General features: G+C 51.3%; 25 protein-coding genes. 10 read left to right on the top strand and 15 right to left on the bottom strand.

The window, feature by feature from the left end:
- On the top strand, nucleotides 1-393 hold a 393-nt coding region (locus tag H8L32_RS27590), incomplete at its 5' end, for a hypothetical protein (protein WP_222619363.1).
- 178 nt (nucleotides 394-571) lie between these two features.
- Complete coding sequence (locus H8L32_RS14445; RefSeq protein WP_186947961.1) at nucleotides 572-2185, top strand: NAD(P)/FAD-dependent oxidoreductase; 1614 nt, start codon at nucleotides 572-574, stop codon at nucleotides 2183-2185.
- A gap of 58 nt (nucleotides 2186-2243) precedes the next feature.
- Here the strand turns inward: H8L32_RS14445 and H8L32_RS14450 are convergent, their stop codons facing one another.
- Complete coding sequence (locus tag H8L32_RS14450) at nucleotides 2244-3071, bottom strand: HDOD domain-containing protein (RefSeq protein ID WP_186947962.1); 828 nt, start codon at nucleotides 3069-3071, stop codon at nucleotides 2244-2246.
- A gap of 463 nt (nucleotides 3072-3534) precedes the next feature.
- Here H8L32_RS14450 and H8L32_RS14455 point away from each other — a divergent pair, with 463 nt between their 5' ends.
- The 4 genes from H8L32_RS14455 to H8L32_RS14470 all read left to right on the top strand — a co-directional run bounded on the left by H8L32_RS14455 (nucleotide 3535) and on the right by H8L32_RS14470 (nucleotide 6853).
- A complete protein-coding gene (locus H8L32_RS14455; protein WP_186947963.1) occupies nucleotides 3535-4020 on the top strand; it encodes a CinA family protein in 486 nt (161 codons plus the stop codon).
- Nucleotide 4021: 1 nt separating this feature from the next.
- Entirely contained in the window at nucleotides 4022-4753 is a 732-nt protein-coding gene (locus H8L32_RS14460) for a response regulator (protein WP_230412221.1), read from the top strand.
- An 8-nt stretch (nucleotides 4754-4761) separates the two neighbouring features.
- Nucleotides 4762-5775: an ATP-binding protein gene (locus H8L32_RS14465; RefSeq protein ID WP_222619364.1), complete on the top strand. Its 1014-nt coding sequence runs from the start codon at nucleotides 4762-4764 to the stop codon at nucleotides 5773-5775.
- A gap of 199 nt (nucleotides 5776-5974) precedes the next feature.
- A complete protein-coding gene (locus H8L32_RS14470) occupies nucleotides 5975-6853 on the top strand; it encodes an EF-hand domain-containing protein (RefSeq protein WP_186947966.1) in 879 nt (292 codons plus the stop codon).
- Nucleotides 6854-7018: 165 nt separating this feature from the next.
- Here H8L32_RS14470 and H8L32_RS14475 read toward each other — a convergent pair whose 3' ends face one another.
- A complete protein-coding gene (locus H8L32_RS14475) occupies nucleotides 7019-7627 on the bottom strand; it encodes a flagellar basal body-associated FliL family protein (RefSeq protein WP_186947967.1) in 609 nt (202 codons plus the stop codon).
- A 300-nt stretch (nucleotides 7628-7927) separates the two neighbouring features.
- Between H8L32_RS14475 and H8L32_RS14480 the strand changes: the two genes are divergently transcribed.
- Nucleotides 7928-9016 (top strand): acyltransferase family protein, encoded by a 1089-nt coding sequence (locus H8L32_RS14480; protein WP_186947968.1) that lies wholly within the window; start codon nucleotides 7928-7930, stop codon nucleotides 9014-9016.
- 84 nt (nucleotides 9017-9100) lie between these two features.
- Here the strand turns inward: H8L32_RS14480 and H8L32_RS14485 are convergent, their stop codons facing one another.
- From H8L32_RS14485 to H8L32_RS14535, 11 genes are all read right to left on the bottom strand, one after another.
- Nucleotides 9101-9733, bottom strand: a complete 633-nt coding sequence (locus tag H8L32_RS14485; protein ID WP_186947969.1) for a lysophospholipid acyltransferase family protein — start codon at nucleotides 9731-9733, stop codon at nucleotides 9101-9103.
- Between the two features lie 153 nt (nucleotides 9734-9886).
- Nucleotides 9887-10501 carry a ParA family protein gene (locus H8L32_RS14490; RefSeq protein WP_186947970.1) on the bottom strand — a complete coding sequence of 205 codons (615 nt, stop codon included), beginning with the start codon at nucleotides 10499-10501 and terminating at the stop codon, nucleotides 9887-9889.
- Between the two features lie 124 nt (nucleotides 10502-10625).
- Entirely contained in the window at nucleotides 10626-11339 is a 714-nt protein-coding gene (locus H8L32_RS14495; protein ID WP_186947971.1) for a pseudouridine synthase, read from the bottom strand.
- A 74-nt stretch (nucleotides 11340-11413) separates the two neighbouring features.
- Nucleotides 11414-13357, bottom strand: a complete 1944-nt coding sequence (locus H8L32_RS14500; protein ID WP_186947972.1) for an ATP-binding protein — start codon at nucleotides 13355-13357, stop codon at nucleotides 11414-11416.
- A 78-nt stretch (nucleotides 13358-13435) separates the two neighbouring features.
- Entirely contained in the window at nucleotides 13436-14272 is an 837-nt protein-coding gene (locus H8L32_RS14505; RefSeq protein WP_222619365.1) for a substrate-binding periplasmic protein, read from the bottom strand.
- A gap of 200 nt (nucleotides 14273-14472) precedes the next feature.
- Complete coding sequence (locus H8L32_RS14510; protein ID WP_186947973.1) at nucleotides 14473-15084, bottom strand: outer membrane lipoprotein; 612 nt, start codon at nucleotides 15082-15084, stop codon at nucleotides 14473-14475.
- A 191-nt stretch (nucleotides 15085-15275) separates the two neighbouring features.
- Complete coding sequence (locus H8L32_RS14515; RefSeq protein ID WP_186947974.1) at nucleotides 15276-16469, bottom strand: aminotransferase-like domain-containing protein; 1194 nt, start codon at nucleotides 16467-16469, stop codon at nucleotides 15276-15278.
- Nucleotides 16470-16524: 55 nt separating this feature from the next.
- A complete protein-coding gene (locus H8L32_RS14520; protein WP_186947975.1) occupies nucleotides 16525-16983 on the bottom strand; it encodes a RidA family protein in 459 nt (152 codons plus the stop codon).
- Between the two features lie 58 nt (nucleotides 16984-17041).
- On the bottom strand, nucleotides 17042-17206 hold the full coding sequence (locus H8L32_RS14525) for a hypothetical protein (protein ID WP_186947976.1): 165 nt from the start codon (nucleotides 17204-17206) through the stop codon (nucleotides 17042-17044).
- A 19-nt stretch (nucleotides 17207-17225) separates the two neighbouring features.
- Nucleotides 17226-18098: a DMT family transporter gene (locus H8L32_RS14530; RefSeq protein WP_230412222.1), complete on the bottom strand. Its 873-nt coding sequence runs from the start codon at nucleotides 18096-18098 to the stop codon at nucleotides 17226-17228.
- A 37-nt stretch (nucleotides 18099-18135) separates the two neighbouring features.
- Nucleotides 18136-18747 (bottom strand): LysE family translocator, encoded by a 612-nt coding sequence (locus H8L32_RS14535; RefSeq protein ID WP_186947977.1) that lies wholly within the window; start codon nucleotides 18745-18747, stop codon nucleotides 18136-18138.
- A gap of 194 nt (nucleotides 18748-18941) precedes the next feature.
- On the opposite strand from H8L32_RS14535, the gene H8L32_RS14540 reads away from it, so the two are divergent.
- Complete coding sequence (locus H8L32_RS14540; protein WP_186947978.1) at nucleotides 18942-20363, top strand: aminotransferase-like domain-containing protein; 1422 nt, start codon at nucleotides 18942-18944, stop codon at nucleotides 20361-20363.
- 56 nt (nucleotides 20364-20419) lie between these two features.
- Here H8L32_RS14540 and leuE read toward each other — a convergent pair whose 3' ends face one another.
- Both leuE and H8L32_RS14550 read right to left on the bottom strand, forming a co-directional pair.
- Nucleotides 20420-21076, bottom strand: coding sequence for a leucine efflux protein LeuE (leuE, locus tag H8L32_RS14545; protein WP_186947979.1), 657 nt, complete (start codon nucleotides 21074-21076; stop codon nucleotides 20420-20422).
- A 62-nt stretch (nucleotides 21077-21138) separates the two neighbouring features.
- Complete coding sequence (locus H8L32_RS14550; protein WP_186947980.1) at nucleotides 21139-22224, bottom strand: GGDEF domain-containing protein; 1086 nt, start codon at nucleotides 22222-22224, stop codon at nucleotides 21139-21141.
- A 421-nt stretch (nucleotides 22225-22645) separates the two neighbouring features.
- On the opposite strand from H8L32_RS14550, the gene cysS reads away from it, so the two are divergent.
- A complete protein-coding gene (cysS, locus tag H8L32_RS14555) occupies nucleotides 22646-24019 on the top strand; it encodes a cysteine--tRNA ligase (protein WP_186947981.1) in 1374 nt (457 codons plus the stop codon).
- 90 nt (nucleotides 24020-24109) lie between these two features.
- Nucleotides 24110-24730, top strand: a complete 621-nt coding sequence (locus H8L32_RS14560; RefSeq protein ID WP_186947982.1) for a hypothetical protein — start codon at nucleotides 24110-24112, stop codon at nucleotides 24728-24730.
- Nucleotides 24731-24745: the final 15 nt, after the last annotated feature.

Genomic DNA, 24745 nt, shown 5'->3' on the forward strand with positions numbered 1-24745 from the left:
GGTTACTTATTTACCCAGTTTTGCGTCGCAGCGTTGTGTGCGTCAGCAGCAGAGAAACGAGATTATGAAGCACTTTATTCCCACTGTCAACACCTGCAACTCATTTCGTTTCTCTTCGCTCTTTCGAGCTACTTAAACTGTTGCACGGCATTCACAGCTACTGACTTATTCCGCAATAACTTCCATCGCTCATTTCGCCAGCTTTACTTTGCTTCACTTCTCCCCGCTCTTCAGCGGGAGGCGAACTATAGCAAACTCTTCCCCCACTTTGCAAGTGCTTTGCGGGAATTATTTAGATTGTTTTTTGGCAGGCTGGCGTTGGGGTGGCGGTTTGTAGGGTGCGCTCCGCGCACCGGCTCTTTGGGTTTGATCGGGCGTCTTATATATACGTAATGAAACGGTGCGCACGGCACACCCTACTATGCTTTGGTTTTTTGCCATGGTAGTTTCCTCTCAAGGAAATCCTGATGCCCCTGTCACATGCGGTTAAAATACGGGATTCATCAAATCATTAAACCAGCCCACTGCTATATAAGAGCAATGGGCGCTTAGTGTTATCCGGACCGAATTTATGTTGCGCATTACCGATTTACAACTCCCGCTGGATCATACCGACGCAGAACTGAGGGCCGCCGTATTGGCTGAACTGAGTATCGATGACAAGGAGCTTGTCAGTTTTTCCATTTTTCGCCGTGGTTATGATGCACGTAAAAAAACCGCGATCATTCTTACATATACAATCGATGTCATCACTACGCAGGATGAAGAGTTACTGCGCCGTCACAAGAATCGTCCGCGCCTGTCCCCAACCCCGGATACAGAATACAAATACGTCACACGTGCTGGTGACACACCATTTCAACGCCCGGTAGTCATCGGGTTTGGCCCCTGTGGTCTGTTTGTGGCACTGCTGCTTGCGGAAATGGGATTTCGTCCTATCGTACTCGAACGTGGAAAACCGGTCAGGGAACGCACCAAGGATACCTGGGGTCTGTGGCGCAAGCGTGAACTGCACCCGGAATCGAATGTGCAGTTTGGTGAAGGCGGTGCAGGTACTTTTTCTGACGGCAAGTTGTATAGCCAGATCAAAGACCCGAAACATTATGGCCGCAAGGTGCTGGCTGAATTCGTCAAGGCGGGTGCGCCGGAAGAAATTCTGTATGTCAGCAAACCGCACATAGGCACCTTCCGCCTGGTCAAGATGATAGAGGAGATGCGCCACACTATAGAAGCTTTGGGTGGGGAAATACGTTTCCAGCAAAAAGTGACGGATATTGATGTGGTGGATGGCAAAGTCCAAGGCGTGCGCCTGAACGACAGCGAATATATCGCGACATCACATGTGGCACTGGCCATAGGCCATAGCGCCAGGGACACCTTCAAGATGGTGGCAGAGCGCGGCATCTATGTCGAAGCCAAACCATTTTCCATAGGCTTTCGTATTGAACACCCGCAATCCGTGATCGACAAGGCGCGATTTGGACCGAATGCCGGCAATGAGATTCTGGGAGCTGCCGATTACAAGCTGGTCCACCATGCAAAGAATGGCCGCTCGGTCTACAGCTTTTGCATGTGCCCGGGCGGCACTGTCGTGGCAGCCACGTCCGAGCCAGGCCGTGTAGTGACGAATGGCATGAGTCAATATTCACGCAATGAGCGCAATGCCAACAGCGCCATCGTGGTCGGCATTACGCCGGCAGATTATCCTGGCGACCCATTGGCTGGCATTGACTTGCAAAGGAAGCTGGAAGAAAAGGCGTATGCCATGGGCGGTGGTAATTACAATGCCCCTGGCCAGTTGATAGGTGATTTTCTGGCGGCGCGCGCTTCAACTGAAATTGGCAGTGTGGAACCGTCCTACAAACCGGGCATCACCTTGTGCGACCTGGCAGAAGCTTTGCCCGACTTCGCCATACAGGCCATGCGCGAAGCCATTCCAGAATTTGACAAGAAGATCAAGGGCTTTGCCATGAAAGACGGGATACTAACGGGCGTAGAAACAAGAACTTCATCCCCGATACGCATCAAGCGCAATGATGGTGATTTGCAGAGCCTGAACACACGGGGCTTGTTCCCGGCAGGTGAAGGTGCGGGTTATGCAGGCGGGATTTTATCGGCTGCCGTGGATGGCATCCGTGTTGCCGAAGCGATGGCAACGGATATACAGGGCAGACAAGCTCAATAAATCAAACAGGGCAGATGCCAGTCTGGTCATCTGCCCTGCCTGAGTCTTTCTTGTCGGATTAACCCAGCAAATCGTCCAGTCCGGCGCTCAATTCACTCAAAGGTGGCATGTCAACGGTGACCACTTCGGGTTTGAGGCCAAGCTTCTGCGCTACTTCAACAGGGAAGGTAGCTTCCTGCTCTTCTTTGGAATAATGATTTTCCTCGCCACGAGCACACCAGGCTGCCACATGCACCACAGCGCCAATCTGATCAAACGTAGTCTGCTGCAAGGGTTCGGCGCAAGCCTTGATGGCCGTCGCAAAACTGTCCGGGAAACGCCAGCGCTTGGACAACTCGGCACCAACATCAAAGAAATCGTATCCAAAAGAGGTGCGTTCCACGTCTGGCCTGCGGACATCAAGTGGGCCAGCTATTTTATCGATCTGTAGCATTTGCTCAGGCATACCGGCATGCATGACCAATTGCCCGATGGCATGCATCAATCCAACGGTAAAGGCAAAGTCTGAATTGGCATGGGCTTTTTTTGCCAGCCATTTTGCCACCACCGCAGTATGCAGGCTGTAACGCCAGAATTGTTTGAGATCGACACCCGGCATGGATTTGAAACCACTGGTCAGGCCACTACTGACCACCAGCGTACGTACTGTCATAAAGCCCAGCATCAATACGGCATCATCGACAGAACCCACCGTTCTTGATGCATGGTAGTAGGATGAATTTGCCAGACGCAACAGTTTGGCACTGAGTACCTGGTCTGCCGAGAGTTTCCTGGCAATTTCGTCGATAGACACGTCATCGTTATTAAAACTGTCTATCACTTCCTGCACAACCTTGGGAATGGAAGGTAAAGCATTTTGTTGCTGGAACAGTGTCTCGATTTTCATAGGGCATCTCCTTTAGATGAGGGGACAGCTACCACACGTCTCTCTTTTTATGTCTGGAAATTGATACGCCAGTCAGCAAATTGCCTGGAACGCATTTCATGAACAGCCATGAATGTATTCCAATAATGCAAGAGCATTAATTATTGCTATAAAAAATCATACTCTGATATGCGTTTTTCAGAAATGCTTTTTTTGATATAGGCAGTGTTTTAAACATAAGCCACAATTGGATGCAACGCTTATGCGGGTGATTTGTTATGCGTATGGTGCAAATTCCGGAAATTTTCATTCATCTTGCCCCGCGCCCATCCATAAAACGAACACGGGTGAACGCCCCTGCTCTGCTTCAGCGATTCCGGAAGATTTACAAACCCGATGCGGTCTTTGCTTCACTTCCGGCCAGACATGGTGGTAAAGTAAGTTTGTAGACGTCATGCCTTAGTAACCAGACAGGAGACAAATCATGAAAAATGCACTTGAACTCGCAGCACAAGTCGGTGAAGAACTCAAAACCAGAAAACTGATACTCACCATTGCCGAATCATGTACGGGCGGTGGTGTCGCTCACGCGATTACAGAAATTGCCGGTTCTTCAGAATGGTTTGACTGTGGTTTCGTCACTTATTCCAATTCATCGAAGACTGAGTTACTCGATATTCCTGCGGCCTTGATTGCACAGCATGGTGCCGTCAGCGAGGAAATCGCCGCAGCCATGGCACAAGGGGCCATCGCCAATTCAGAAGCACATATTTCACTTTCCACCACCGGCATTGCCGGCCCTACCGGTGCAGTACCAGGCAAACCCGTTGGCACCATCTGTTTTGGCTGGCATGTCGGCGGCATCACGCATACGGAAAGGCTGGTTTTTTCTGGTGACCGTCAGGCTGTGCGTGAGCAAACCGTGGTTCATGCACTGGACAAATTACTCAGGTTCGTCAAGGAGCTGTGATTTGTCACTGAACACAGGGCATCTCCAGGTATTGCTGGTTGATGATGATGCTGAGATAGGCCAGTTATTGAGCAATTACCTGGGAAAATTCGATATCCACTGTGTCGCCGTACAGGATGGTGTGGCGATGCAGACGGCCATGCAGGCGCGCGACTTTGATGTCATTTTGCTCGATCTGATGTTGCCCGGTGATGATGGCCTGACTTTATTGCGCAAGTTGCGCCGCCATGCGACAACACCGGTCATCATGCTGACGGCAAGAGGCGAATTCGCCGACAAGATACTGGGGCTGGAATCTGGTGCCGACGACTATCTGATCAAACCGCTGGATGCCCGTGAACTGGTGGCGCGCATACAAAGCGTGGTCAGGCGTTGCAACGCAACAGCAAGATCAGTCCATGAAGCAACTGAAAACCAGCAAACGGAATTGCGTTTTGCATCCTGGACCCTGCATCTCGCAAGCCGCCAGTTACGCAACCCTGACAAACTGGTCATCCCGCTGTCGAATGCCGAATTTCGCCTGCTGCATGCCTTTATCCACCGCCCCGGCCAGGTACTCAGCCGGGATCAACTGCTCGACATTGCCCGCAATAAATCCAGCGAAGTATTTGACCGCAGCATAGACTTGCTGGTCTCCAGATTACGCCAGAAACTGGGGGATGATCCACGCCATCCAAGTATGCTGAAAACCATACGCGGCGAAGGCTATATGTTCAGCGCCAGCATTAAATGAAACGGCTGATGCGCGATACCATCTTCAGCCGCCTGTTTGGTCTGGCCATGGCCGCCGTTGTGGTCAGCCATATCGCCACCTTCATATTGATGTTTGTATTTTTGGGTGATCACCGACCGCCACCCCCGCCCGGACCGCATTTGCACCACCATCCTGAGCCTGGTTTGCTGGGCGGTCCTTTGATGGGCTTTACGCTAAGTATGCTGTTGCAATTGCTGGTGCTGGCCATCGCCGCATGGATAGGCTCGCGCAGCCTGGCTCGCCCCATGCAGGACCTGGCTGCCGCTGCCAGTACACTGGGAGATGCGAAAAAACCCACACTTATACCTGAGACCGGCCCGGAAGAAGCCAGACAAAGTGCACTGGTATTTAATCAGATGCAACAACGCCTGTATCAGCAAATGGAAGAAAGGGAGCGCTTTCTGGTAGCGGTTTCCCATGACCTGCGGACGCCGCTGACCCGCATGAAATTGCGGATTGCCCAGATACATGAAGATGGCAATGGCGAAAAACTCTTGCAGGACGTGGAAGAAATGCGCCTGATGCTGGATGCCACGCTGGAATATCTGCGCGGCAGTGAAGAAACCCTGCAAATGCTGGATGTCAGTTCCCTGGTCGCTGCCATAGTCGACAATATGCAGGATGAAGGTAAGGCCGTCAGTATGCAGGGTACGGCCAACCCGTTATCGGCACTGCCAAATGAGCTCAGGCGCTGCCTATGCAATTTGCTGGAAAATGCCATTTTTTACGGTAAGTCCGCCGACATCTGCCTGCAAGACAGTGAAACAGAACTGTTAATCCGCATTAGCGACCAAGGGCCAGGCATTCCGGAACAGGAACTGGAAAACGTATTTTCACCCTTTGTTCGCCTCGCTACGTCACGCAATAAAAATAGCGGCGGCGTTGGCCTGGGCCTGAGTATCGCCAGGGAAATAGCCAGACGGCACCGTGGTTCACTGATACTCAGCAATCGCAAGGAAGGCACTGGCCTGATAGCAGAGTTACATCTGCCACGTCATTAGGGGCAACTTATTGGGGTTAACTTATAGAGGGTAAATTGTTAAGGTCAATTTTTTTGTAACAGACTACATATCCTCACTACGTATCTTTACATTTACCCCGATTTTGTATCAGCACCGATACAAAGCCGACACAAGCAGGCAACATCCAACTGACACACTGGCATCTGACTGATAGTGGTTAGACTTCCAGGAGGATGCGATGACAAGCGTAAGTGGCGTAAGTGGCAGCAGCAATTATTATTCCCAGGCCAGCAGCGGTGTTCAGAGACACGGGCGCGGCGATCCGGCAAAATTAGCGGACAGTGTATTTTCCAAGCTGGATACGAAAAACCAGGGTTACCTGGAAATATCGGATCTGGAAACAGCATTTGGCAATATTTCTGGCACATCATCCAGCACGACCAGTGCAACCAGCAGCACGGCCAGTACCGGCACCAGCAGTACGTCCAATTCCTCGACCGTCAATGATCTGTTCAAAAAGCTGGACAGTGATGGCGATGGCAAGGTCACCAAGGATGAATTCAGTAGCGGCATCAAGAAATTAAGTGATGAACTGGAAACCCAGTTCAACGCACGTCGTACCAGCGGCGCACGTCCGCCACCTCCACCTGATGGCGGTGGTCAGGGTGAAGATGGCGGTCTGGATAAAACCCAGTTGACAGATCTTGCCTCGAAAGTCGGCGAAAGCAATAGCAGTGCGGGCGCAGCCCTGACGCAAGTGGCCCAGAACTTTGAGGCAGCCGATACCAATCAGGATGGCAAAGTCAGCTTACAAGAATCGATTGCCTATCTTGAAAAGACAGCATCTGCCAGCGGCACCACAAGCACAGGCACAAGCACAAGTACAAGCGCTACCGCCAGCACGACCAGCACCAGCGCGTCTTCTGGAACATCCACCAGCAGCGATAGTACGGGTACCAGTGCGACCTCGGGCACCAGCGGTACGACAGCAAGTTCCAGCACGGACAGTACCAGCAGCACCAGTGATGCGGCGATTTTCAAGAAAGCCCTGCAACTACTGCGCGCCTACGCGGTTCCTCCGCAAGATCAGACTCAGGGTCTGTCAGTCACTGCCTGAGCTTATTGATACTGCATTGACGCTGCACTGCGGTACCGATATCCCGGCAGGCAGGTTTTAGAAAACAAAAAGCCCGGACAGTCATTGAAGACTGTCCGGGCTTTTTTGAAGCTGTAACCAGAACTCATTTCACCATTTCACAAATAGGGGTGAGATGCGTTCTGGTTATTCAGGATCACGATTTTGCATGAGCAGCTCATTAATCAATACCGATTCGACTTTGTCGGTTTGCAAACCCTTGTTCAAACCTTCCTTCAATTGCGCCCTGACCAATTCAAATCCTGCTTCTGAATGCAGGTCATCAGGATTCACCTTGGCCAGCTCAATCTGGTAATAGGTGGCAAGGGTCTTTTTGTTTTCATATAGCCAGTCCTTGTCGTCCTCTCTCACCTGTATAGTCACTTTCATACGCACTACCTGCCCATCCACATACGCCACCTGTTGCGGCAGTTCGATATAGGCCAGTCCGGCGGCGTTGCCATGTATCGTGCGAAAGTAAAAGAAAATTGCCAATAAAATAGCAAATCCACACAGAATAATCAGCGCAGCATAACGGCCAAAATGATCAGGTTCAGCAACTTTTGCTGCTTTGACGGGCTTTCTTTCCAGTGCAGGCTTTTTGGACGCAGTGGATGCTGCCGGCCGCTTGCCAGCTGTAGCAGGCCTTTGCGCAGCAGATACTGCAGGCTTGGCAGTTGCCGGTGGCTCCAGCTCAAATTCCAGCGTACCGCGCTCTGGCGCCCTGGATTCGCCATCAATGGATTCAAAATCCAATTGCTCACTTAACAAGCTCGCCTTTGACCTGTCTTTCGGCATACCTACCTTATCTAGCAAACATCATGTGTTTGGTCATTACATAATTTTCCACAAGGAAACTTTTTTGAGAAGATAAACCAGCTTAAGTTCCCTGTATTTTACTTAAATTAAGTGACCGCTTGATAAAACCGGGACAGTAATTTTGTCCAAAAAAATGATGTACAACAATTTATGATCAAGTTTCGTTACAAACTAAGGGTATAAAACACCAGCTGATTTCGCTATCATGGCGACATTTCAAGCATTTGTATTAATCGCATGTCAACCTCCACCGCACTTTCCGACCGAAATTCCAGCATAGACAATATCAAAGCTGTTTTGATATTTCTGGTGGTTTTTGGCCATCTGATAGAAATATATGTCGGTGAAGATCATGTCTTGCGTTCCATCTGGATTTTTGTCTACTCCTTCCACATGCCGATGTTCGCCCTTATGTCCGGCATGTTTTCCAAAGCACAATGGAATGAGAAAAGTTCAAGCCAGTTGATTTCTGGCGTACTTGCGCCCCTGCTGGCCTTTGAAATCATTTATGAACTGACAGAATTTGCCCTCAAGGGCAGCGTCAGCGTCTATGCCAATCTGGTGGCACCTTACTGGATGCTATGGTATCTGCTGAGCCTGCTGTGCTGGCGTCTGTTATTGCCGCTGTTTGCGCGCATACAATTCCCGGTCATGCTGGCGCTGGCGCTGTCTTTGGTCGCCAGTTATTCCGAACATGCAGGTTATTTCCTTGGCGTTTCGAGAACTCTGGTCTTCTTCCCGTATTTCTTATTGGGCTGGCAGTTGGGTCAGCGTGGACTGGCAGACAAGAAAAAAGAAAAACTGATCTTCAGCGCCGTGGTGGTACTGGCAGCCCTGATCGGTTCTTTCATGCTGAAAAGCGATTTCGATTATCGCTGGTTTTATGGCAGCTATTCCCTGCACAGGCTGGAAATGGCGACGCTGGCTGGCTCTGCTTATCAACTGCTGCAATATGCCTTGTCGACAGTGATTGGCCTGTCTGTCCTGTATTTGCTAGCGCAAAAGAATTTGCGCCTGGCCGGCATCGGCCAGCGTTCGATTTATGTACTCGTGTGGCATGGCATGGCCTTGATCATCCTGCAAGAATCAGGCGTATTGCGCCATATCTTCAAGCTGGACCATGGACTGGCCTTGCTGATCTCGGCACTGGTATCAATGGCTATCGTCTGGCTGTGCGCGCATGAAAAATGTGCGGCAGTGACCAAGCGCTTTATTCTGAACCCCATGAGCTGGCTGCTGACAGCGCAAGGCAACAGCAGCAAACCGACTACAGTGACACCTGCCACGGCAGAAACCGGTAAAAAAGCCCTGGGCCAGGAACCTTAAAGCCCCAACCGCCGGTAATGATCTGGCCTGGCGGTAACCACCACCAATAAAGCACTGGCCATGTACTGACATGGCCAGTGCCGCCTAATTCCTGTTTTGATCCCTGTTTTGATCCTTGTTGCCAGTCTGAATAGTCTGGCTATCAAACTGCTGTGGGTTCTTGCCAGAAATACCGCAATAGAACTGCTGAATCTCCGCCATGTCGGCAGCGATATCCCCGGTTGGTACAAACATCTTGCCTATACCACCGGCTTTACGTTTGAAATCGAGGTAACCCAATGCAATGGGTACACCTGCGCCAAGGGCAATGTAATAAAACCCGGTTTTCCAGTGTGTCACCTTGCCACGGGTTCCTTCTGGCGGCACGATCACTGTCAAACGTGGATTTTCATTGAAGGCATCTACCGTGCCCTGTACGAGGTTACCGGATTTGCTGCGGTCCACAGCAATGCCCCCCAGCCAGCGCATGATGCCGCCTATGACAGGTGGAAACAGGCTGGATTTGCCCATCCAGTACACCCGCAGGCGCAAGGCAAAACAGACCGCCAGAGTGACTGGAAAATCCCAGTTACTGGTATGTGGTGCCGCAATCAATACATATTTCTGCTCTGCCGGGACTATACCCTCAACCCGCCATCCCGCCAGGCGCAAGCCCATGAGAGACAGATAGCGCATGATCGCATTAATGATGGGAGTTTCAAAAATAGTAAGGTGCATGCCGTAAGTCTTTGATCACAAAAGAGAATTTTGCCTTCTCTTCAAGCAAGCGGCATTATAGTGATCTACGGCAAATACAGGGGAGTAAATCGGGAAGTTTTTCCAAATTTCACGAAATTGTCATACCAGTTGAGGGAAGTCTGGCCTAGGGGGCTAGCTGTTTTTAAGCCACTTCAATACTTCTTCCCACTGCGGCAAGTCTTTCTCGACACGAGAAGGAGCGACGTCCCAAAGGGTGGCGCCATGGGCAGCCAGTTGTACATAGTTCTGGGTATCACGCAAAAACCCCAGCACTGGCAAACCCAGTTGACCAACGTAATGGCCCAACTGATCGGCCGCGCGGCTACGGGTATTCACACGCATGCCCAGGATGCCGATCTGGCTGTTCAGCTTCATTTTGGAGAGGGATTTCAAAAAATCCTCGGTTGCCAGAATATCAAATATCGATGCCTGCAAAGGAACGATCACCTTGTCTGCCAGCTTCAATACGGCTTCCAGTCGATTACCCTTCAGACCAGCTGGCGTATCCAGTACCACATGGGTCGTCCCTTTCGGCGGTTTCAACACTTTACCGTCAGCGATGTCCCAGGGATGGATGACAGGCAAATTGCCCGGGCGCAAAGACAGCCAGGTACGCGATGATTGCTGTACATCGGTATCGCCCAGCATCACCTTGTGCCCCTGCGCAGCAAAATAACCTGCCAGATTGGTAGCGACCGTGCTTTTTCCTACCCCACCCTTGGGATTGACAATGGCAATGACTGGCATGTGTGTTCCTTTTATTCAATTCATGGAAGCGATACCTGCTACATAGCAGTTCTGCTTCCCAATTTCATGTCTAAAACCAACAATCTACAAGCAAACCATCTACAGTAATTTGAAATTATTGTCCTTATGGTACCAGTAAGCCCAGTTGTGCGGGCGTCAGGTAACACCATTCACCTTCCGCGATATCCAGCGAGGCCAGCGTCAGCTTGCCTATGGCAGTGCGCTGCAGGGCGGCGCAATGGTTGCCAGCAGCGGCCAGCATGCGCTTGACCTGGTGGTATTTGCCCTGTTCCAGCACAATTTCTATCAGGTATTCATCCAGCTTCTGGCAATGCACCGCTGCCAGCGGGGCAGGTTCATCATGCAGTTTAACCCCTTGCAGCAACAAACTGACCAGTTCGTCTGTCACTGGCTCTGCCGTGGTTGCCTGATACACCTTGGGCACATGTCGCTTGGGTGAAGATTGTGCGTGAATAAAGGGACCATCATCCGACATCAGCAACATGCCAGTCGTGTCATGATCCAGACGCCCTACCGGCTGCACATCACGCCAGCTGAATTGTTCTGGCAGCAGCGTCAACACGCCAGGGTGATGGCTGGGTTTGCGCGAACATTCGAAATTCGATGGTTTATTGAGCACGATATACACGCGCTCACGGTATTCCCAGTCTTCATCAAAGATATGGAATTGCAGGCCAGCGGTTTCAAAGCTCATCTTGGTACTGCGTACCACTTCGCCATTCACGCTTACTTCGCCATCTTCCACCAGATCGCGACAGTATTTCCGGGTTCCAAATCCTTGCGACTGCAAGATTTTATCTAAGCTTAATTTTGTCATGACGCGACTTTATCAGATGTAGCCACTACCACGCTAGCGGGCTGGCGAACTACTGAACTACCTTTGGCCGGTTTTCATTCAGCACTGACTTGCACATCATCATCATTGAGCTTGGGCGCCAGCGGTAAAGTGATTTTGAAGCTGGTTCCCTTGTTCAATTCGCTTTCTACGAGAATATTACCGCACAAGACTTCATTGACCAGGTTATAGACAATATTCAAGCCCAGGCCGCTCCCACCCTGCCCCAGCCGGGTGGTAAAGAAAGGGTCAAAAATACGACCAAGATTGACTTCCGGTACACCCTTGCCATTGTCACTGACTACAATTTCTGCAAATTCTTCATCGACCACCCGTGCCATGATCGACACCGTACCGCGATAATCCCCTTCAAATGCATGGATGAAGGCATTGTTGATCAGGTTCGTGAGCACCTGCCCCAAAGGTCCGGGATAGCTATCCATCATCAGTTTAGGCGGCACTTTAAGGATGATATCGTGGCGTGTCTTGCGTATGGTCGGACCCAGCGTGACGATCAGTTCGGACAGCATTTCATCCAGGGCAAACACGCGACGGTTGGCGCTGGTACGGTCTACTGCCACCTGCTTGAAGCTGATCACCAGTTCCGATGCCTTGCTCAAATTGCGCAACAGCAGATCCGCGCCAGTCTTGGCATTTTTCAGATATTCTTCCAGCACCGAGCGACGCATGCCCTTGTCAAATTCCAGCAAGACATCATCGGTGTGTTGCGCCAGCGTACTGGCCACGGTGACACTGGTGCCGATAGGCGTATTCAGTTCATGCGCAATACCTGCCACCAGCGAACCCAGTGCCGCCATTTTTTCAGTACGCAAAAGCTCGCGCTGGGCGCGTTGCAGGTTTTCCAGCACCACCGTCAATTCACTGTTTGCCACTTCCAGTGCCTGGGTTCGTTCTGATACCCGTCTTTCCAGCGTGGTGTTCATGTTACGGATTTCCTGCTCATTCTGGCGCTTTTCGGTAATGTCTTCCTGCACCAGAATAATCAGCGGTTCATTTCCCAGCCGTATCATGCGTCCCGATACCTGGCAAAGAATAATTTTTTCTTGCCGCCCGCAAGTCAGCCAGGCTTCGTAATCATGAATTTCGCCATCGCGCTCAACGATACGCAAAATTTCAAAGAAATCATTTTCACTGCGCCACAGTGCTTTCTGGGTGTCGGTATCGCCCAGGATTTCATCATGTGACCATAAAAACTGCCTGACCCAGGCATCATTAACGTCAATCATGTTGTAGTGCTGTGACTTGCGCAAGACAGTCATGGCAACCGGGGATGCCTGGAAGATGCCGATAAATTTTTCTTCGGTAATCTTCAATGCCTGTTCGGCACGCAGGCGCTCGTTCAATTCCTGTTGCAGGACAATGTTTTGCGCTTCGCGTTCAGTAATCAGACGCCCCAGGTTCAGGCGCATTTTATCCAACCCCTGCGCCAGGTTGCCGATTTCATCCTGACGCAGCCATTCCAGCGGCTGATCCAGCTTGCCACGCGCCAGACGGCCCGTTGCCAGTTGCAACTCCTGTATCGGCCTGACGATGCGGCGCTCAAACAGCAACCAGATCAGGATGAAAGAAAATATCACCTGCACCAGCAAGGCCAGCCCCAGCTTGAGGAAGTCGGCCCACAATTCTTTTTCTATGTGTTCCGTGGTCAGTTCCAACATGACCGTGCCGATCACCTTGGTTTCCAGCAAGATGGGTCTTTCCTCATGCAGGAATTTGGCGTCAGCTTTTTTGAATTTGGCGCTGCGTGCAAAGATGGATTTGGATTCGTCAAATACTTCAACGCTCACCACTTCGGGGTTGCGCATGACGGCCTGGATAAATTGATTGGCAACAGCTTTATCCAGCGTCCAGACCGGCACTGCCATGGCCCGGGACAGCATGTCAGCATATTGCGACATGGGATTGCGGACGCGTAACTGCAACTCGCGTTCGTAACGGTCTTGCACCAGAAAACGTCCCAGCACGGTCGCTGGCAACACGATACCAACTACAACGCCAAGAATAAGAATTTGTCGGAGTGAAAGCGTTCGCAATGGATTACCTGTCGTAAGCGGCAGTTACTTCGATTGCTGCTTGCGCCATAACTGTATATTCGACGCAATCAATTTATTCATCACGTTCTGTTTATCCAGTTTGTATACAGCCTTGGCAATCCGCCCGCGCATTTCCGGTGTATTGCAGGGCGATTTATGCGACAGGGTCAAATACAGATTTTCATTCGTGATGGGCGGCGAGACGGTTTTCAGTCCCGTGATATTCAGCTTGGCTACATAGGCCAGGCCAGGATCTTCTTCATAAATCAGATAATCAGCACGCGACAGGCTCACCATCTTCAAGGCTTGTTCCAGACTGGGCACCATGGAAATTTTCAGCGATTCCTTGGCATAGCGATCAAACTCTTCACCAAAGCTGTTATTGATCACTGTCACACCTTGTTTGCCAGCCAGATCAGCCCATTTTTTGTAGGGCAGATTGAAATTGCTGCGCGTCCAGATCACGGTACGGGTTTCACGAAAAGCCGGATAAAAATAATCCATGTATTCCAGCCGTGGCTGGGTAAAAAAAGCACCAGCCAGCAAATCGACGCGACCCAGCTTCGCTTCTTCCTGCACCCGCCCCCAGGGGCCGACATATTTCACATCAATGGCTACGCCGATTTCCTTGGACAGCAGTTGTATCCATTCAGCATTGGCACCCATCAGACGATTTTCATCTTCAGGGTCACGCCACAGATAAGGAGGATATTCAGGATTGCCGGTTGCCAGCAAACTCTTGCAGGATTCATTGGCGTGGACGGGAAAGCCAACAACCATCAGTGCTGCCAGTATCATCCAGCAAGCCAGTTGCCACACAGCACTATTGGAAGGAATAGCTTTGCAAGAATACCGCTTCATAGCACAACCTTCTCAGCAAGAATGGGGGGAATAGATGTTTAAGTCTAACTGCTGGAATTAGGCTTGGCAAGAAAGTAGTTGTGCTTAAGGAACGGTTTCCAAAAAGAAAATAATTGACCGACGTTTGCCGGTCAATTTCACCCTGCTCCATGCAGCCCATGCATACGTTGCACGGCAAAACAAAGACAGGACAAACCGACTTAACGTCTGGCGATACTGTTGCCGTTGCTTCTCACCAGATCACCGGACATCATGCCAGGGTCATGTTCAAAGCTATAGGTTTGTTTGTTGCCACCTTCGAACACCACAGTGACATTCCAGATCTTGGTGGTTTTTACTTTCTGCTCGATTTTGTGGCCAGCCAGGGCACCGCCTGCTGCACCGGCAATAGTAGCCAGATCACGTCCGGTACCACCGCCTACCTGATTACCCAGCAAAGCACCGGCAACGCCACCAGCAATCACACCCAGTGCACCACCCTCACCTTCCTTCTCGGCCATCTCTACTGCCACCACTTTGCCGCACTCAGGGCAAATCGGTTCTACCCTGGCAGCAGCAGGTACAGGAAGCGGCTTGTTCATGTTTTGTTTGGCCTGGGCCAGTGCTGCATTGTATTCCGCCCTGGCGTCGCGCAGGCATTGCATTCTGGCAGATGAAGTAGATGCGTCTGCGCACAATTTTTTATCATCGTTATAGCGGACAGAAGCACGTTTGCTGTCCTCAGCATAACGTTGCCTGGCAGCAGGATTTTGCGCAAATGCGCCAGTCACTACGGTCAACATCAGGCTGGCTATCAGCACTTTCTTGTTCATGTAAAGCTCCTTAATTAATCAAAAATTGTATCGCTTTGCGAAACATATTACTTATAACGTCGATAAGGGAAATTTGATGACCTAACTCACAATAGTTGACAGTTCCATATTAGATCGTTTTTGAAGAAATGTCTGGAAGGCATAAAAAAACCCGCCGGGCGGCGGGTCTTCAAAAAGGATACTCAAAACGCTTACAGCTTTGCCTTGATCAGCTTGCCCAGTATTTCCACACCCTGATTGATGCGCTCTGGCGATACCGTCACGAAAGACAGACGGAAGGTATTCGGGGCTGGGTTATTGGCATAGAAAGGGCCACCAGGAACAAAGGCCACGTTTTGCTGTATCGCTTCATCCAGCAATTGTTTGCTATCCATATGCGCAGGCAGGGTCACCCAGATGAACATGCCGCCTTCTGGCCTGGTCCATTGCACGCCTTCCGGGAAATATTTGCTCATGGCTTCCAGCATGGCATTGCATTGTTTGGCATACAAAGTACGGATGGTGGGAATATGCTCGGTCAGGAAACCATCCTTGATGACTTCATACACCACCATCTGCGTCAGTTGCGCCGTATGCAGATCGGCTGCCTGCTTTGCTTGTTCCAGCTTGCGTATCAGCGGTGCAGGCCCGACTACATAGCCAAGACGTATGCCTGGTGTCAGTACCTTGGAGAAAGAACCCATATAGATTACGCCACCCGAATTCATGTTCAGCATCTTGGGCAAGGGTTCACCGCTATAGCAAAGATCACCGTAAGGATTGTCTTCGATCAGCGGTATGCCCATGCGGGCGCAGGTTTCAACCAGTTCGAAGCGACGCTCTACAGACAGCGTACGACCGGTAGGGTTTTGAAAATTCGGCAAGGCATACATGAGGCGTGCGCCTTCACCCTTGGCGGCGACAGATGCCGGTACGACACCATGCTCGTCAGTATCCACCGATTCAAATTCAGGACGATATACAGAAAATGCCTGCAAGGCGCCCAGATAGCTGGGCGTTTCCACCAGAACCTTGCTGCCCTCATCGACCAGTACTTTGCCTAGCAGGTCCAGCCCCTGTTGCGAGCCAGATACCATCAGCAATTGATCTGGCAATATTTTGGAGTCACTGGTAGACAAGGAATCTGCCAGGAATTCGCGCAGCGGTGCATATCCATCGGTAGGGCCGTATTGCAGGGCCGATTTGCCCTGTTGTGACAATACCTTGTCAAAGGCGGCGCGCATGCGCTCTACCGGGAAAGTTTCAGGCGATGGCAATCCACCAGCGAAGGAAATAACTTCAGGACGCATGGTCACTTTCAGAATTTCGCGAATGGCCGAGCTTTGCAACTGCTCTGCACGTTGGGAAAATTTCCAATCTATCGGGCTGGGATTCTCAAGTTTCATGCTGGTCTCACTGTATAAGGATTGCCATCACAGGCAGGTTATCGTTTTATAAAATTTAAGCGATTTCGGCGATCAATTCGATTTCCACGCAAGCACCCATAGGGATTTGCGCCACACCAAATGCTGAACGGGCATGCTTGCCCTGTTCGCCAAAAATTTCGCCTATCAGTTCGGATGCACCATTGGTCACCAGGTGCTGCTCAATATAGTCAGGCGTGGAATTCACCAGGCTCATGACTTTGACGATGCGTTTGACGCGGTTCAGGTCGCCGCCGCAAGCAGCCTGCAACGTAGCGATCAGGTCAATCGCCACGGCACGTGCCGCCAGTTTGCCTTCTTCAGTAGTAATATTTTTGCCAAGTTGACCTACCCATGGCTTGCCGTCTTTTTTGGCAATGTGGCCAGAGAGGAAAACCGTATTTCCGGTTTGTGCATACATCACATAAGCCGCAGCCGGAGTTGCTACTGCTGGCAGTTCAATGTTCAGTGCTTGAAGCTTTGCATAAAATGACATGTGTTTTTTCCAGAAAAAAGTCGGACAGCCCTCACTGGCCCACTTGATTAAATTAAGTTTAAATTATTATTTTTTGCAAAAAACCTGTTTCTGCAAAATGAAGGGCCTCGCTCACCAGTTCAGGAATATCGGAAGTCTTCTTTATTAGACCTCTATTGTAAGCCCCTGCCACCCCGATTAACACCCCTAATGCTAGCGCTGGAGGCAGATTAAATTCGGTCATGGCTTTTTTCCAGACCGTTTCAGCGACGGATATTCATGCGCCGACCAAAGCCCACCACCACAATCACCGCCAGCGCAAACAGGATTTCTCTGCCGCTCAGGGTTTCGCCCAGTATCACAGCCGCACCCAGCAGGCTCAAAAAGGGTTGCAGTAATTGCACTTGCCCGACACGGGCAATCCCGCCCAGCGCCAGCGCCTTGTACCAAAAGAAAAAACCGATGAACATGGAAAACACGGATACATAGGCAAACCCGGCCCAGGCCCGGCCCGACGCCTGAATGCCATAATGCCAGCCCAGCCACAAGGTAATTGGCAACAATACCGGCATCGCCAGCAGCAAGGCCCAGGAAATCACCTGTTGCCCACCCATGCTTTGTGACAGGCGCCCGCCTTCGGCATAACCCATGGCAGCGGCGATCACGGCCACAAACAAGGCCAGGTCAGCCATCTGGAAAGAGCCGCCCCCTTGCATCAGGGCAAACACGATCACCAGGCCACTACCCAGCAATGCCATCAGCCAAAACCCCATGGAAGGTTTTTCATTGAAACGCAGCGCTGCAAACAAGGCCGTTGCCAGTGGCAAGATGCCCAGCACGATAGCCCCATGTGAAGCCGGCACATGTGCCATGGCAATGGAACTGAACAGGGGAAAACCCACTACCACGCCCAGCGCTGTGATCAGCAAGGGTTTCATTTGCGCGCGCTGTGGCCACTTGCCGCCCTGCATCCACAACAATATGCCGGAACAACAGGCCGCCACCACGGCGCGCCCAAGCGCGACAAATACCGGGTTCAATTCTGCCACTGCCATACGGGTAAATGGCAGGGTCAGGCTGAAGATGATGACACCGACCAGGCCCAGTACCATGCCCTTGTTTTCCTGTATCACCATGGCGAACCTGTCCGTTCAATAAATAAGTTGTTATGCATCATGAAGTCACCAGCATAGGGTACAGCGACAAAACCAGCAGCAAGGCCATGCCATAGTTAAAGATGCGCAGATTCCGTTCCACCTTCAGTAAATGCCTGACTTTGGCACCAAACAGCACCCACAGACTGATACTGGGTAAATTGATCAGGGCAAACACAGCTGCCGCCAGGGCGACCACCCAAAAACCACTCGAGGCCGGAATATAAGTGCTAAAAGCACCGAGAGCCATGATCCAGGCTTTGGGATTGATCCATTGAAACGCAGCCGCACTCATGAAACTCATGGGACTGGCTTTATGCGTGCCATCCTGGGTCTTGTTTTCCAACGAACCGGCATTGGCGATATTCCAGGCCAGGTACAGCAGGTAAGCTGCGCCGCCCCATTTCAAGACAACATACAACCATGGAAAAACTGCAAACAGGCCAGCCAGGCCCACACCTACGGCCAGTACCAGCACCATAAAACCCAGATTGATGCCCATCATATGTGGCAAAGTGGCACGAAAACCGAAATTGACACCAGAAGCCAGTAACATCAGGTTATTGGGGCCTGGTGTGATCGAAGAAACCAGGGCGAACAGGGCAAATGCCATGAAAGTATGTATCGCCATATCAAGCCGCCAATAAAGCAAGGGGCTGCAATGTGTGCTGGCTGAATGTAAGTGTCTCGTCCATCATGATTCTCCGTTTTTTGCTTTGGTGTTGTGCTATCCTAAACGCAAAAACCAATACAGTACCAATACACTACAACCAATAATATTCATACTGTAATGGCTCTTTATCCATTACAGCACGGAGACATGGCATGCTGACACCCACCTTTTATATCTCCCGCGACTCTGGCGGTTCACTGGTAGAACAAATCGTCAATGCGGTGGCAACCCGCATAGACGACAAACTGTTGCGCACGGGGGCACGCATGCCGTCGATACGCCAGTTTGCTGATGAACAGGCGGTATCGCGCTTTACCGTGGTGGAAGCCTATGACAGGCTGGTGGCCAAGGGTTACCTGGAGTCGCGACGTGGTGCAGGTTTTTTTGTACGTGAGCGGGCGTCCATGCTTAACAATGTGCCTAGCACAGCACAGGCCATTCTCCCTACCCAGAATCTGGATGTGGTGTGGCTGGTACGCAATATGTTCCGTCAATTGCCGCCACAAAAAATGCCAGGATCAGGGGTCTTGCCACACGACTGGCTTGATGGCGAACTGGTCGCCAACGGCCTGCGCGCCATCAGCCGCCTGAACCAGAACTTGTTATTGCATTACGGCACCCCACAAGGTTTTTTGCCGTTGCGTCAGCAGTTGCAACTGAAACTGGCTGAACTGGAAATTGCTGCATCACCCGAACAGATCGTCATGACCAGTGGCGTTACCCAGGCGCTGGACCTGGTCGCACGTGAATTTACCCAGCCCGGCGACACCATCTTTGTCGATGATCCTGCCTGGTTTTTGATGTTTGGCTCTTTCGCCATTCTTGGCACCAAAGTGATAGGCATACCGCGCCTGCATGATGGTCCGGACGTGGCAAAACTGGCAGAACTGGCGGCCTTGCACAAACCCAGGCTGTATATCATCAACTCGGTTTTGCATAACCCGACCTCGACTTCCTTGTCCGCTGCCAAGGCTTTCCAGGTATTGAAAACTGCCGAAGAACATGATTTCATCGTCGTCGAAGACGATGTGTATTGCGACATGCACCCGGGCCCGGCCGTACAGGCCGCCACCCGTATCGCTGCACTGGATCAGTTGCACAGGGTGATCTACCTGGGAGGTTTTTCCAAGACACTGGCGGCAAATCTGCGGGTAGGCTTCATCGCCACCTCGCCAGAACTGGCGATACGCCTGGCTGACCGTAAAATGCTGTCCACCCTGACCACTACCGAAATTGGTGAAAGGGTGGTCTACAAGATCCTGTCGGAAGGACATTACCGCAAGCATGTCGACCGCATACGCGTCAAACTCGATGGTGTGCGTGACGACATCACCAAGCGTCTTGAGCAACTGGGCATGAAGATCGATTACCGCACGCCGGCAGGCATGTTCTTGTGGACAGAAACCGGCTGCGACACCAACAAACTGACCGAAAAAGCCATGGAGCAAGGCTATTTGCTGGCTCCGGGCAGCCTGTTTTCACCCAACCAGCTACCGTCCACCAGGATGCGCATCAACATCGCTGCGATGTCTGACACCGGTGTGTGGGAATTCTTGAAACGAGAAGCACGCTGATGCAACTTAATGGCGGCTCTCTTGTGACGATTGTGGCGATTGTGAAGAATTACGTGTCAATGCAGGCTGGCGTTCGCCAGCTTGACCCCAAACCAGACAAACAGGCCACCTACGCCACTGGACAGGCTGGCCGACAGACGGCGGCGCTGGCTAAAGCCGCGTGCCAGGCGTGCGCCCACAAAAATCAATACCGACAAATACAATGAACTGAACACCATCACCACCGCACTGAGGATAAGGAAGGGAATCGCCGGTGTCGGGTAATTCGGATCGATGAATTGCACAAAGAAGGACAACAGGAACAAGATCGCCTTGGGATTCAGCAAACTGATCACCAGCGCTCGCTTGAACGGGTTTTGCATATTCACCGCAACCGCCTGTGTTTCAGTCACCATTACGGTTTTGTTGCGCCACTTTTGAACAGCCGCCCAGATCAGATTGATACCCACCCACGCCAGATAAGCCGCACCTGCATATTTAACCATCAGGAACAGGGCCGGGTAGGTACGTAAAATACTGGCAGCGCCCAGAGCTGTCAGCATCAACAGCACACTGTCACCAACAAAAATACCCATGGCCCCTTTATAGCCCTCACGCACGCCGCGTGCAGTAGCAACTGCCAGCACATAGATAGAATTCGGTCCTGGCAACAAGACTATACCCAAAGCCCCCAGCACATATGTCCACAAATCGGTTACACCATAAAAACTCATTTTTCACCTGCCCTCATTGATAACTGATCGCTGATTATGCATGCCCACGTGGGCATCAAAACTCATGCGGATACAGCCTCAAGATTACCAGTTTGTCTTGCTTCCCGCTCGTGCCTGACCAATGCCTCACCGGCTCTGCGCATCAGGCTGAGTGCGGTATCGCCTTCACGCAAGGTTGCCGTACGTACCGAAGCGCTGATCTTCATTTCTTTGCCGGATACGGCAATAGGCATGGCTACCACGGTAGCGCGGGCGCGGTCAGCAATCTTGTCGGCATCCTCTGCCGATGCTTCTGGCAGCAACACACAGAATTCTTCACCGCTATAGCGGGCGATGCAGTCATAAGAGCGCATCGCCCGTTTGACACGCCGGCTTACTTCGACCAGGATGACATCTCCTACCTGTGGTCCATGGGTGTCATTGATATGTTTAAAATCATTCAAATCCAGCACCAGCACCGATAACTGCTTGCCCAGGCGTGTATGGCGCTGCAGCTCTGCATCGGAAACACGCATGAACTCACGCCAGTTGGCTACGCCGGTGACCGGGTCCGTGTTTGCCTGTCTTTCCAGTTCCTGTTCTGCACTCAGCAGTTTTCTTCTGTACCTGTGTACATAGGCTGCAATTGCATGGCCGGTAATGGCAACGGCAGGCAACATCAACACCACACTGGCAGCCTGGGAAAACGTGCTGGCCTGCTTATACAGTAACAAGAAACAGGACGCTGCCGCAAATGCAAACAGCGGCGTGCGTAACTGGGTCAAAGCCAGCGGCAAGGAAATAAAAGCCATCAGTATCAACCAGGCATCCACCATGTAATGCCCGAAATATTCACGCGGCAGGCAGGCATTGCTGATGAACTGCGTCAGCAATACCATCACTATCCAGTGCAGGGCATAGCGGTCCAGTACCGGCACATTTTCCACCTTCGCATATTGCCTGATCAGCCATATCGAATAAGCCAGCACAGCGACGCGCAGCAATAACAGGCCAGCCAGTGGCCAGCCTATATCATGAAACAACACATCCACCAGTGCCAATGGCAAAAATGCCCACAGCATGATGCGTACCACCCGACGTACCTGTGCCCGGTCCTGTTTTGTATATTGAGAACGGTAATTCTCTTCGCTGACATCTTTGTAGTTCATCTGGATTCCGGAACCTGACTGTTTATCATGTTTGTGATGCTTTACTTCTCAGTCAATTATTATCAATTGAGCACTTCGTTTGGTCATATGTGCATATCTATGCTACATTCTCATTCTGAATTTCCGTCGCTTCAGATAAGCCCTATAAAGCACAACAAAGCCTGACCAAGCCCGACTTAATTATATGCCCCACTTGCAGCAGCAACATGTTAAAGATTGCATAGGCAACGCGCCTGTGCCAGGCATGTTCGCGCGCGCAAACATAGTCACGCCAACAGGCGCAGCAATCAGCACACCAGTCTTCCACGCCACCTGCTGTTGTTGTTGAGTCTGCACAATTAGCGCAGAAGGGCACTGCCCTCCCCCTGCGATGCATCAGGTCACACCTACCACATTTTCAATTTCATATTTTTATAACAAGATGGACATACTTCTCTACGACAATTGGGAACGCCGCCTGCGCCCCTTCAGCCCGCTGAACAAAGACTGGGTCGGCATGTATTGCTGCGGCCCTACCGTGTATGACTATGCCCACATAGGCAACCTGCGCACCTATCTGTTTGAAGACTTGCTGCGTCGTGCCCTGGAATGGAATGGCTATACCGTGCGTCACGTCATCAACATCACCGATGTTGGTCATCTGGTGTCGGATGGTGATGACGGTGAAGACAAGATGGAAAAAGGCAGCCGCAAAGCCGGTGAATCTGCCTGGCAGATTGCTGACCGCTTCACGGCAGCCTTCAAGGATGACCTGCATCGCCTGCACATCCTGGAACCGGCCATCTGGTGCAAGGCCACCGATCACATTGCCGAACAGATTGATTTCATCGCTGCCATAGAAAAAAATGGCTACACCTACCGCACCAGTGACGGTATTTATTTTGATACCAGCAAACAGGATGATTATGGCTTTCTGGCGCGCATCAAGCGTGATGCCATCAAGGCTGGCAGCCGTGTTGACCTGGGTGAAAAACTACATGCAACCGATTTCGCCCTGTGGAAATTCAGCCCGCCGGATGAACACCGGCAAATGGAATGGGATAGCCCATGGGGCCGTGGTTTCCCTGGCTGGCATATAGAATGCTCGGCCATGTCGGCCAAATACCTGACGCCCTGGTTTGATATCCATTGCGGTGGTGAAGACCATATCGCCATCCACCATAGCAATGAGATAGCGCAAAACCAGGCTTGCCATGGTACCCGCCTGGCCAACTTCTGGATGCATGGTTATTTCCTGCAAATCGATTCTGGCAAGATGTCCAAATCGACTGGTGAATTTTTACGCCTGCAAACCTTGCTGGACCAGGATATTGATCCGCTGGCATATCGCTATCTGTGCCTGACTGCGCATTACCGCAGCCAGATGCAATTCAGCTTTGAAGCCCTGCTATCCGCACAGACTGCCTTGCAACGCTTGCGCGAGACTTACCACGCATGGCCAGAAGGCGGCAACGTCAGTGCCGAATACCGTGAGAAATTCACTGCCTTCATCAATGAAGACCTGAATGTTGCGCGTGCTTTGGCACTGGTCTGGGAAATGCTGAAAGCCGATTTATCCGACGCCGACAAAAAAGCCACGCTGACAGAATTCGATAAAGTCTTTGGCCTGGGCCTGGCGCAATGGCAACCTGCCGTGCTGGCAATTCCGGCAGAAGTGCAACATCTGGCAGAACAGCGCCAGGCAGCGCGCAAGGCCAAAAACTGGGCCGAAGCAGACCGCCTGCGCGGCGAACTGCATGCATTAGGCTATGAAGTAGAAGACAAGGCTGAAGGCATGCAGATCAAGAAACTGTAATAATTTGCGGCATAAAGATAATTAGCAGCATAAAACCAGCAGGGGAAACAATAGTTTCCCCTGTTTTCTTTCAAGACCAGAGGAAGCATCATGCAAAAACCTTCGTTGTTAAGCAATGCAGCAATCATCGCCAGCATGATGGTACTGCCGGGTTTCAGTCAGGCGGGTACCTATATCGAGGGCAAGGACATACCCACAGACTTGCGTCCCTTCGTCACTGCCGATACCAAACTGCTGGCCTTTGTCAGCGCGGACCTGAACGGTGACGACAAGCCTGATTATGTCTTCGTTGTGGAAAAACAAAAGAAACGCCCTGCGGATGAAGATATAGAAGATGGGCAGCGTCCTTTGCATATCGCCATACGCCAGGCCGATGGCAAATTGAAACTGGTCAAGACCAATGAAAAAATCGTCCTCTGCTCCACCTGTGGTGGCATGATGGGCGACCCGTTTGCCGACCTGACGGCAAACAAGAAAAGCTTCACGGTGTCCCATTACGGTGGCAGCGCCTGGCGCTGGGCGAATGCCTATCAGTTCAATTATTCGCGCAAGGACGATACCTGGCAACTGGTGAAAGTGTCTGAATCTTCCTTCCACACCAGCGAACCGGACAAAGCCAAAGAAAAGATTTATACGCCACCCAGGCATTTCGGCAAAATTGATATCGCCGATTTCAATCCTGAAAAATTCAAGAATCCTGGAATCAAATAAAAACAGGGGAAATAA

The organism is Undibacterium hunanense (assembly GCF_014284335.1).
GTDB classification, from domain to species: domain Bacteria; phylum Pseudomonadota; class Gammaproteobacteria; order Burkholderiales; family Burkholderiaceae_D; genus Undibacterium; species Undibacterium hunanense.

What these genes read in the sequence shown, in the direction of transcription:
- H8L32_RS14445 (WP_186947961.1), top strand. Translation starts at nt 572, where the DNA reads ATGTTGCGCATTACCGATTTACAACTCCCGCTGGATCATACCGACGCA.
- H8L32_RS14450 (WP_186947962.1), bottom strand. Translation starts at nt 3,071, where the DNA reads ATGAAAATCGAGACACTGTTCCAGCAACAAAATGCTTTACCTTCCATT.
- H8L32_RS14455 (WP_186947963.1), top strand. Translation starts at nt 3,535, where the DNA reads ATGAAAAATGCACTTGAACTCGCAGCACAAGTCGGTGAAGAACTCAAA.
- H8L32_RS14465 (WP_222619364.1), top strand. Translation starts at nt 4,762, where the DNA reads ATGCGCGATACCATCTTCAGCCGCCTGTTTGGTCTGGCCATGGCCGCC.
- H8L32_RS14470 (WP_186947966.1), top strand. Translation starts at nt 5,975, where the DNA reads ATGACAAGCGTAAGTGGCGTAAGTGGCAGCAGCAATTATTATTCCCAG.
- H8L32_RS14480 (WP_186947968.1), top strand. Translation starts at nt 7,928, where the DNA reads ATGTCAACCTCCACCGCACTTTCCGACCGAAATTCCAGCATAGACAAT.
- H8L32_RS14485 (WP_186947969.1), bottom strand. Translation starts at nt 9,733, where the DNA reads ATGCACCTTACTATTTTTGAAACTCCCATCATTAATGCGATCATGCGC.
- H8L32_RS14490 (WP_186947970.1), bottom strand. Translation starts at nt 10,501, where the DNA reads ATGCCAGTCATTGCCATTGTCAATCCCAAGGGTGGGGTAGGAAAAAGC.
- H8L32_RS14495 (WP_186947971.1), bottom strand. Translation starts at nt 11,339, where the DNA reads ATGACAAAATTAAGCTTAGATAAAATCTTGCAGTCGCAAGGATTTGGA.
- H8L32_RS14505 (WP_222619365.1), bottom strand. Translation starts at nt 14,272, where the DNA reads ATGAAGCGGTATTCTTGCAAAGCTATTCCTTCCAATAGTGCTGTGTGG.
- H8L32_RS14510 (WP_186947973.1), bottom strand. Translation starts at nt 15,084, where the DNA reads ATGAACAAGAAAGTGCTGATAGCCAGCCTGATGTTGACCGTAGTGACT.
- H8L32_RS14515 (WP_186947974.1), bottom strand. Translation starts at nt 16,469, where the DNA reads ATGAAACTTGAGAATCCCAGCCCGATAGATTGGAAATTTTCCCAACGT.
- H8L32_RS14520 (WP_186947975.1), bottom strand. Translation starts at nt 16,983, where the DNA reads ATGTCATTTTATGCAAAGCTTCAAGCACTGAACATTGAACTGCCAGCA.
- H8L32_RS14525 (WP_186947976.1), bottom strand. Translation starts at nt 17,206, where the DNA reads ATGACCGAATTTAATCTGCCTCCAGCGCTAGCATTAGGGGTGTTAATC.
- H8L32_RS14530 (WP_230412222.1), bottom strand. Translation starts at nt 18,098, where the DNA reads ATGGTGATACAGGAAAACAAGGGCATGGTACTGGGCCTGGTCGGTGTC.
- H8L32_RS14535 (WP_186947977.1), bottom strand. Translation starts at nt 18,747, where the DNA reads ATGGCGATACATACTTTCATGGCATTTGCCCTGTTCGCCCTGGTTTCT.
- H8L32_RS14540 (WP_186947978.1), top strand. Translation starts at nt 18,942, where the DNA reads ATGCTGACACCCACCTTTTATATCTCCCGCGACTCTGGCGGTTCACTG.
- leuE (WP_186947979.1), bottom strand. Translation starts at nt 21,076, where the DNA reads ATGAGTTTTTATGGTGTAACCGATTTGTGGACATATGTGCTGGGGGCT.
- H8L32_RS14550 (WP_186947980.1), bottom strand. Translation starts at nt 22,224, where the DNA reads ATGAACTACAAAGATGTCAGCGAAGAGAATTACCGTTCTCAATATACA.
- cysS (WP_186947981.1), top strand. Translation starts at nt 22,646, where the DNA reads ATGGACATACTTCTCTACGACAATTGGGAACGCCGCCTGCGCCCCTTC.
- H8L32_RS14560 (WP_186947982.1), top strand. Translation starts at nt 24,110, where the DNA reads ATGCAAAAACCTTCGTTGTTAAGCAATGCAGCAATCATCGCCAGCATG.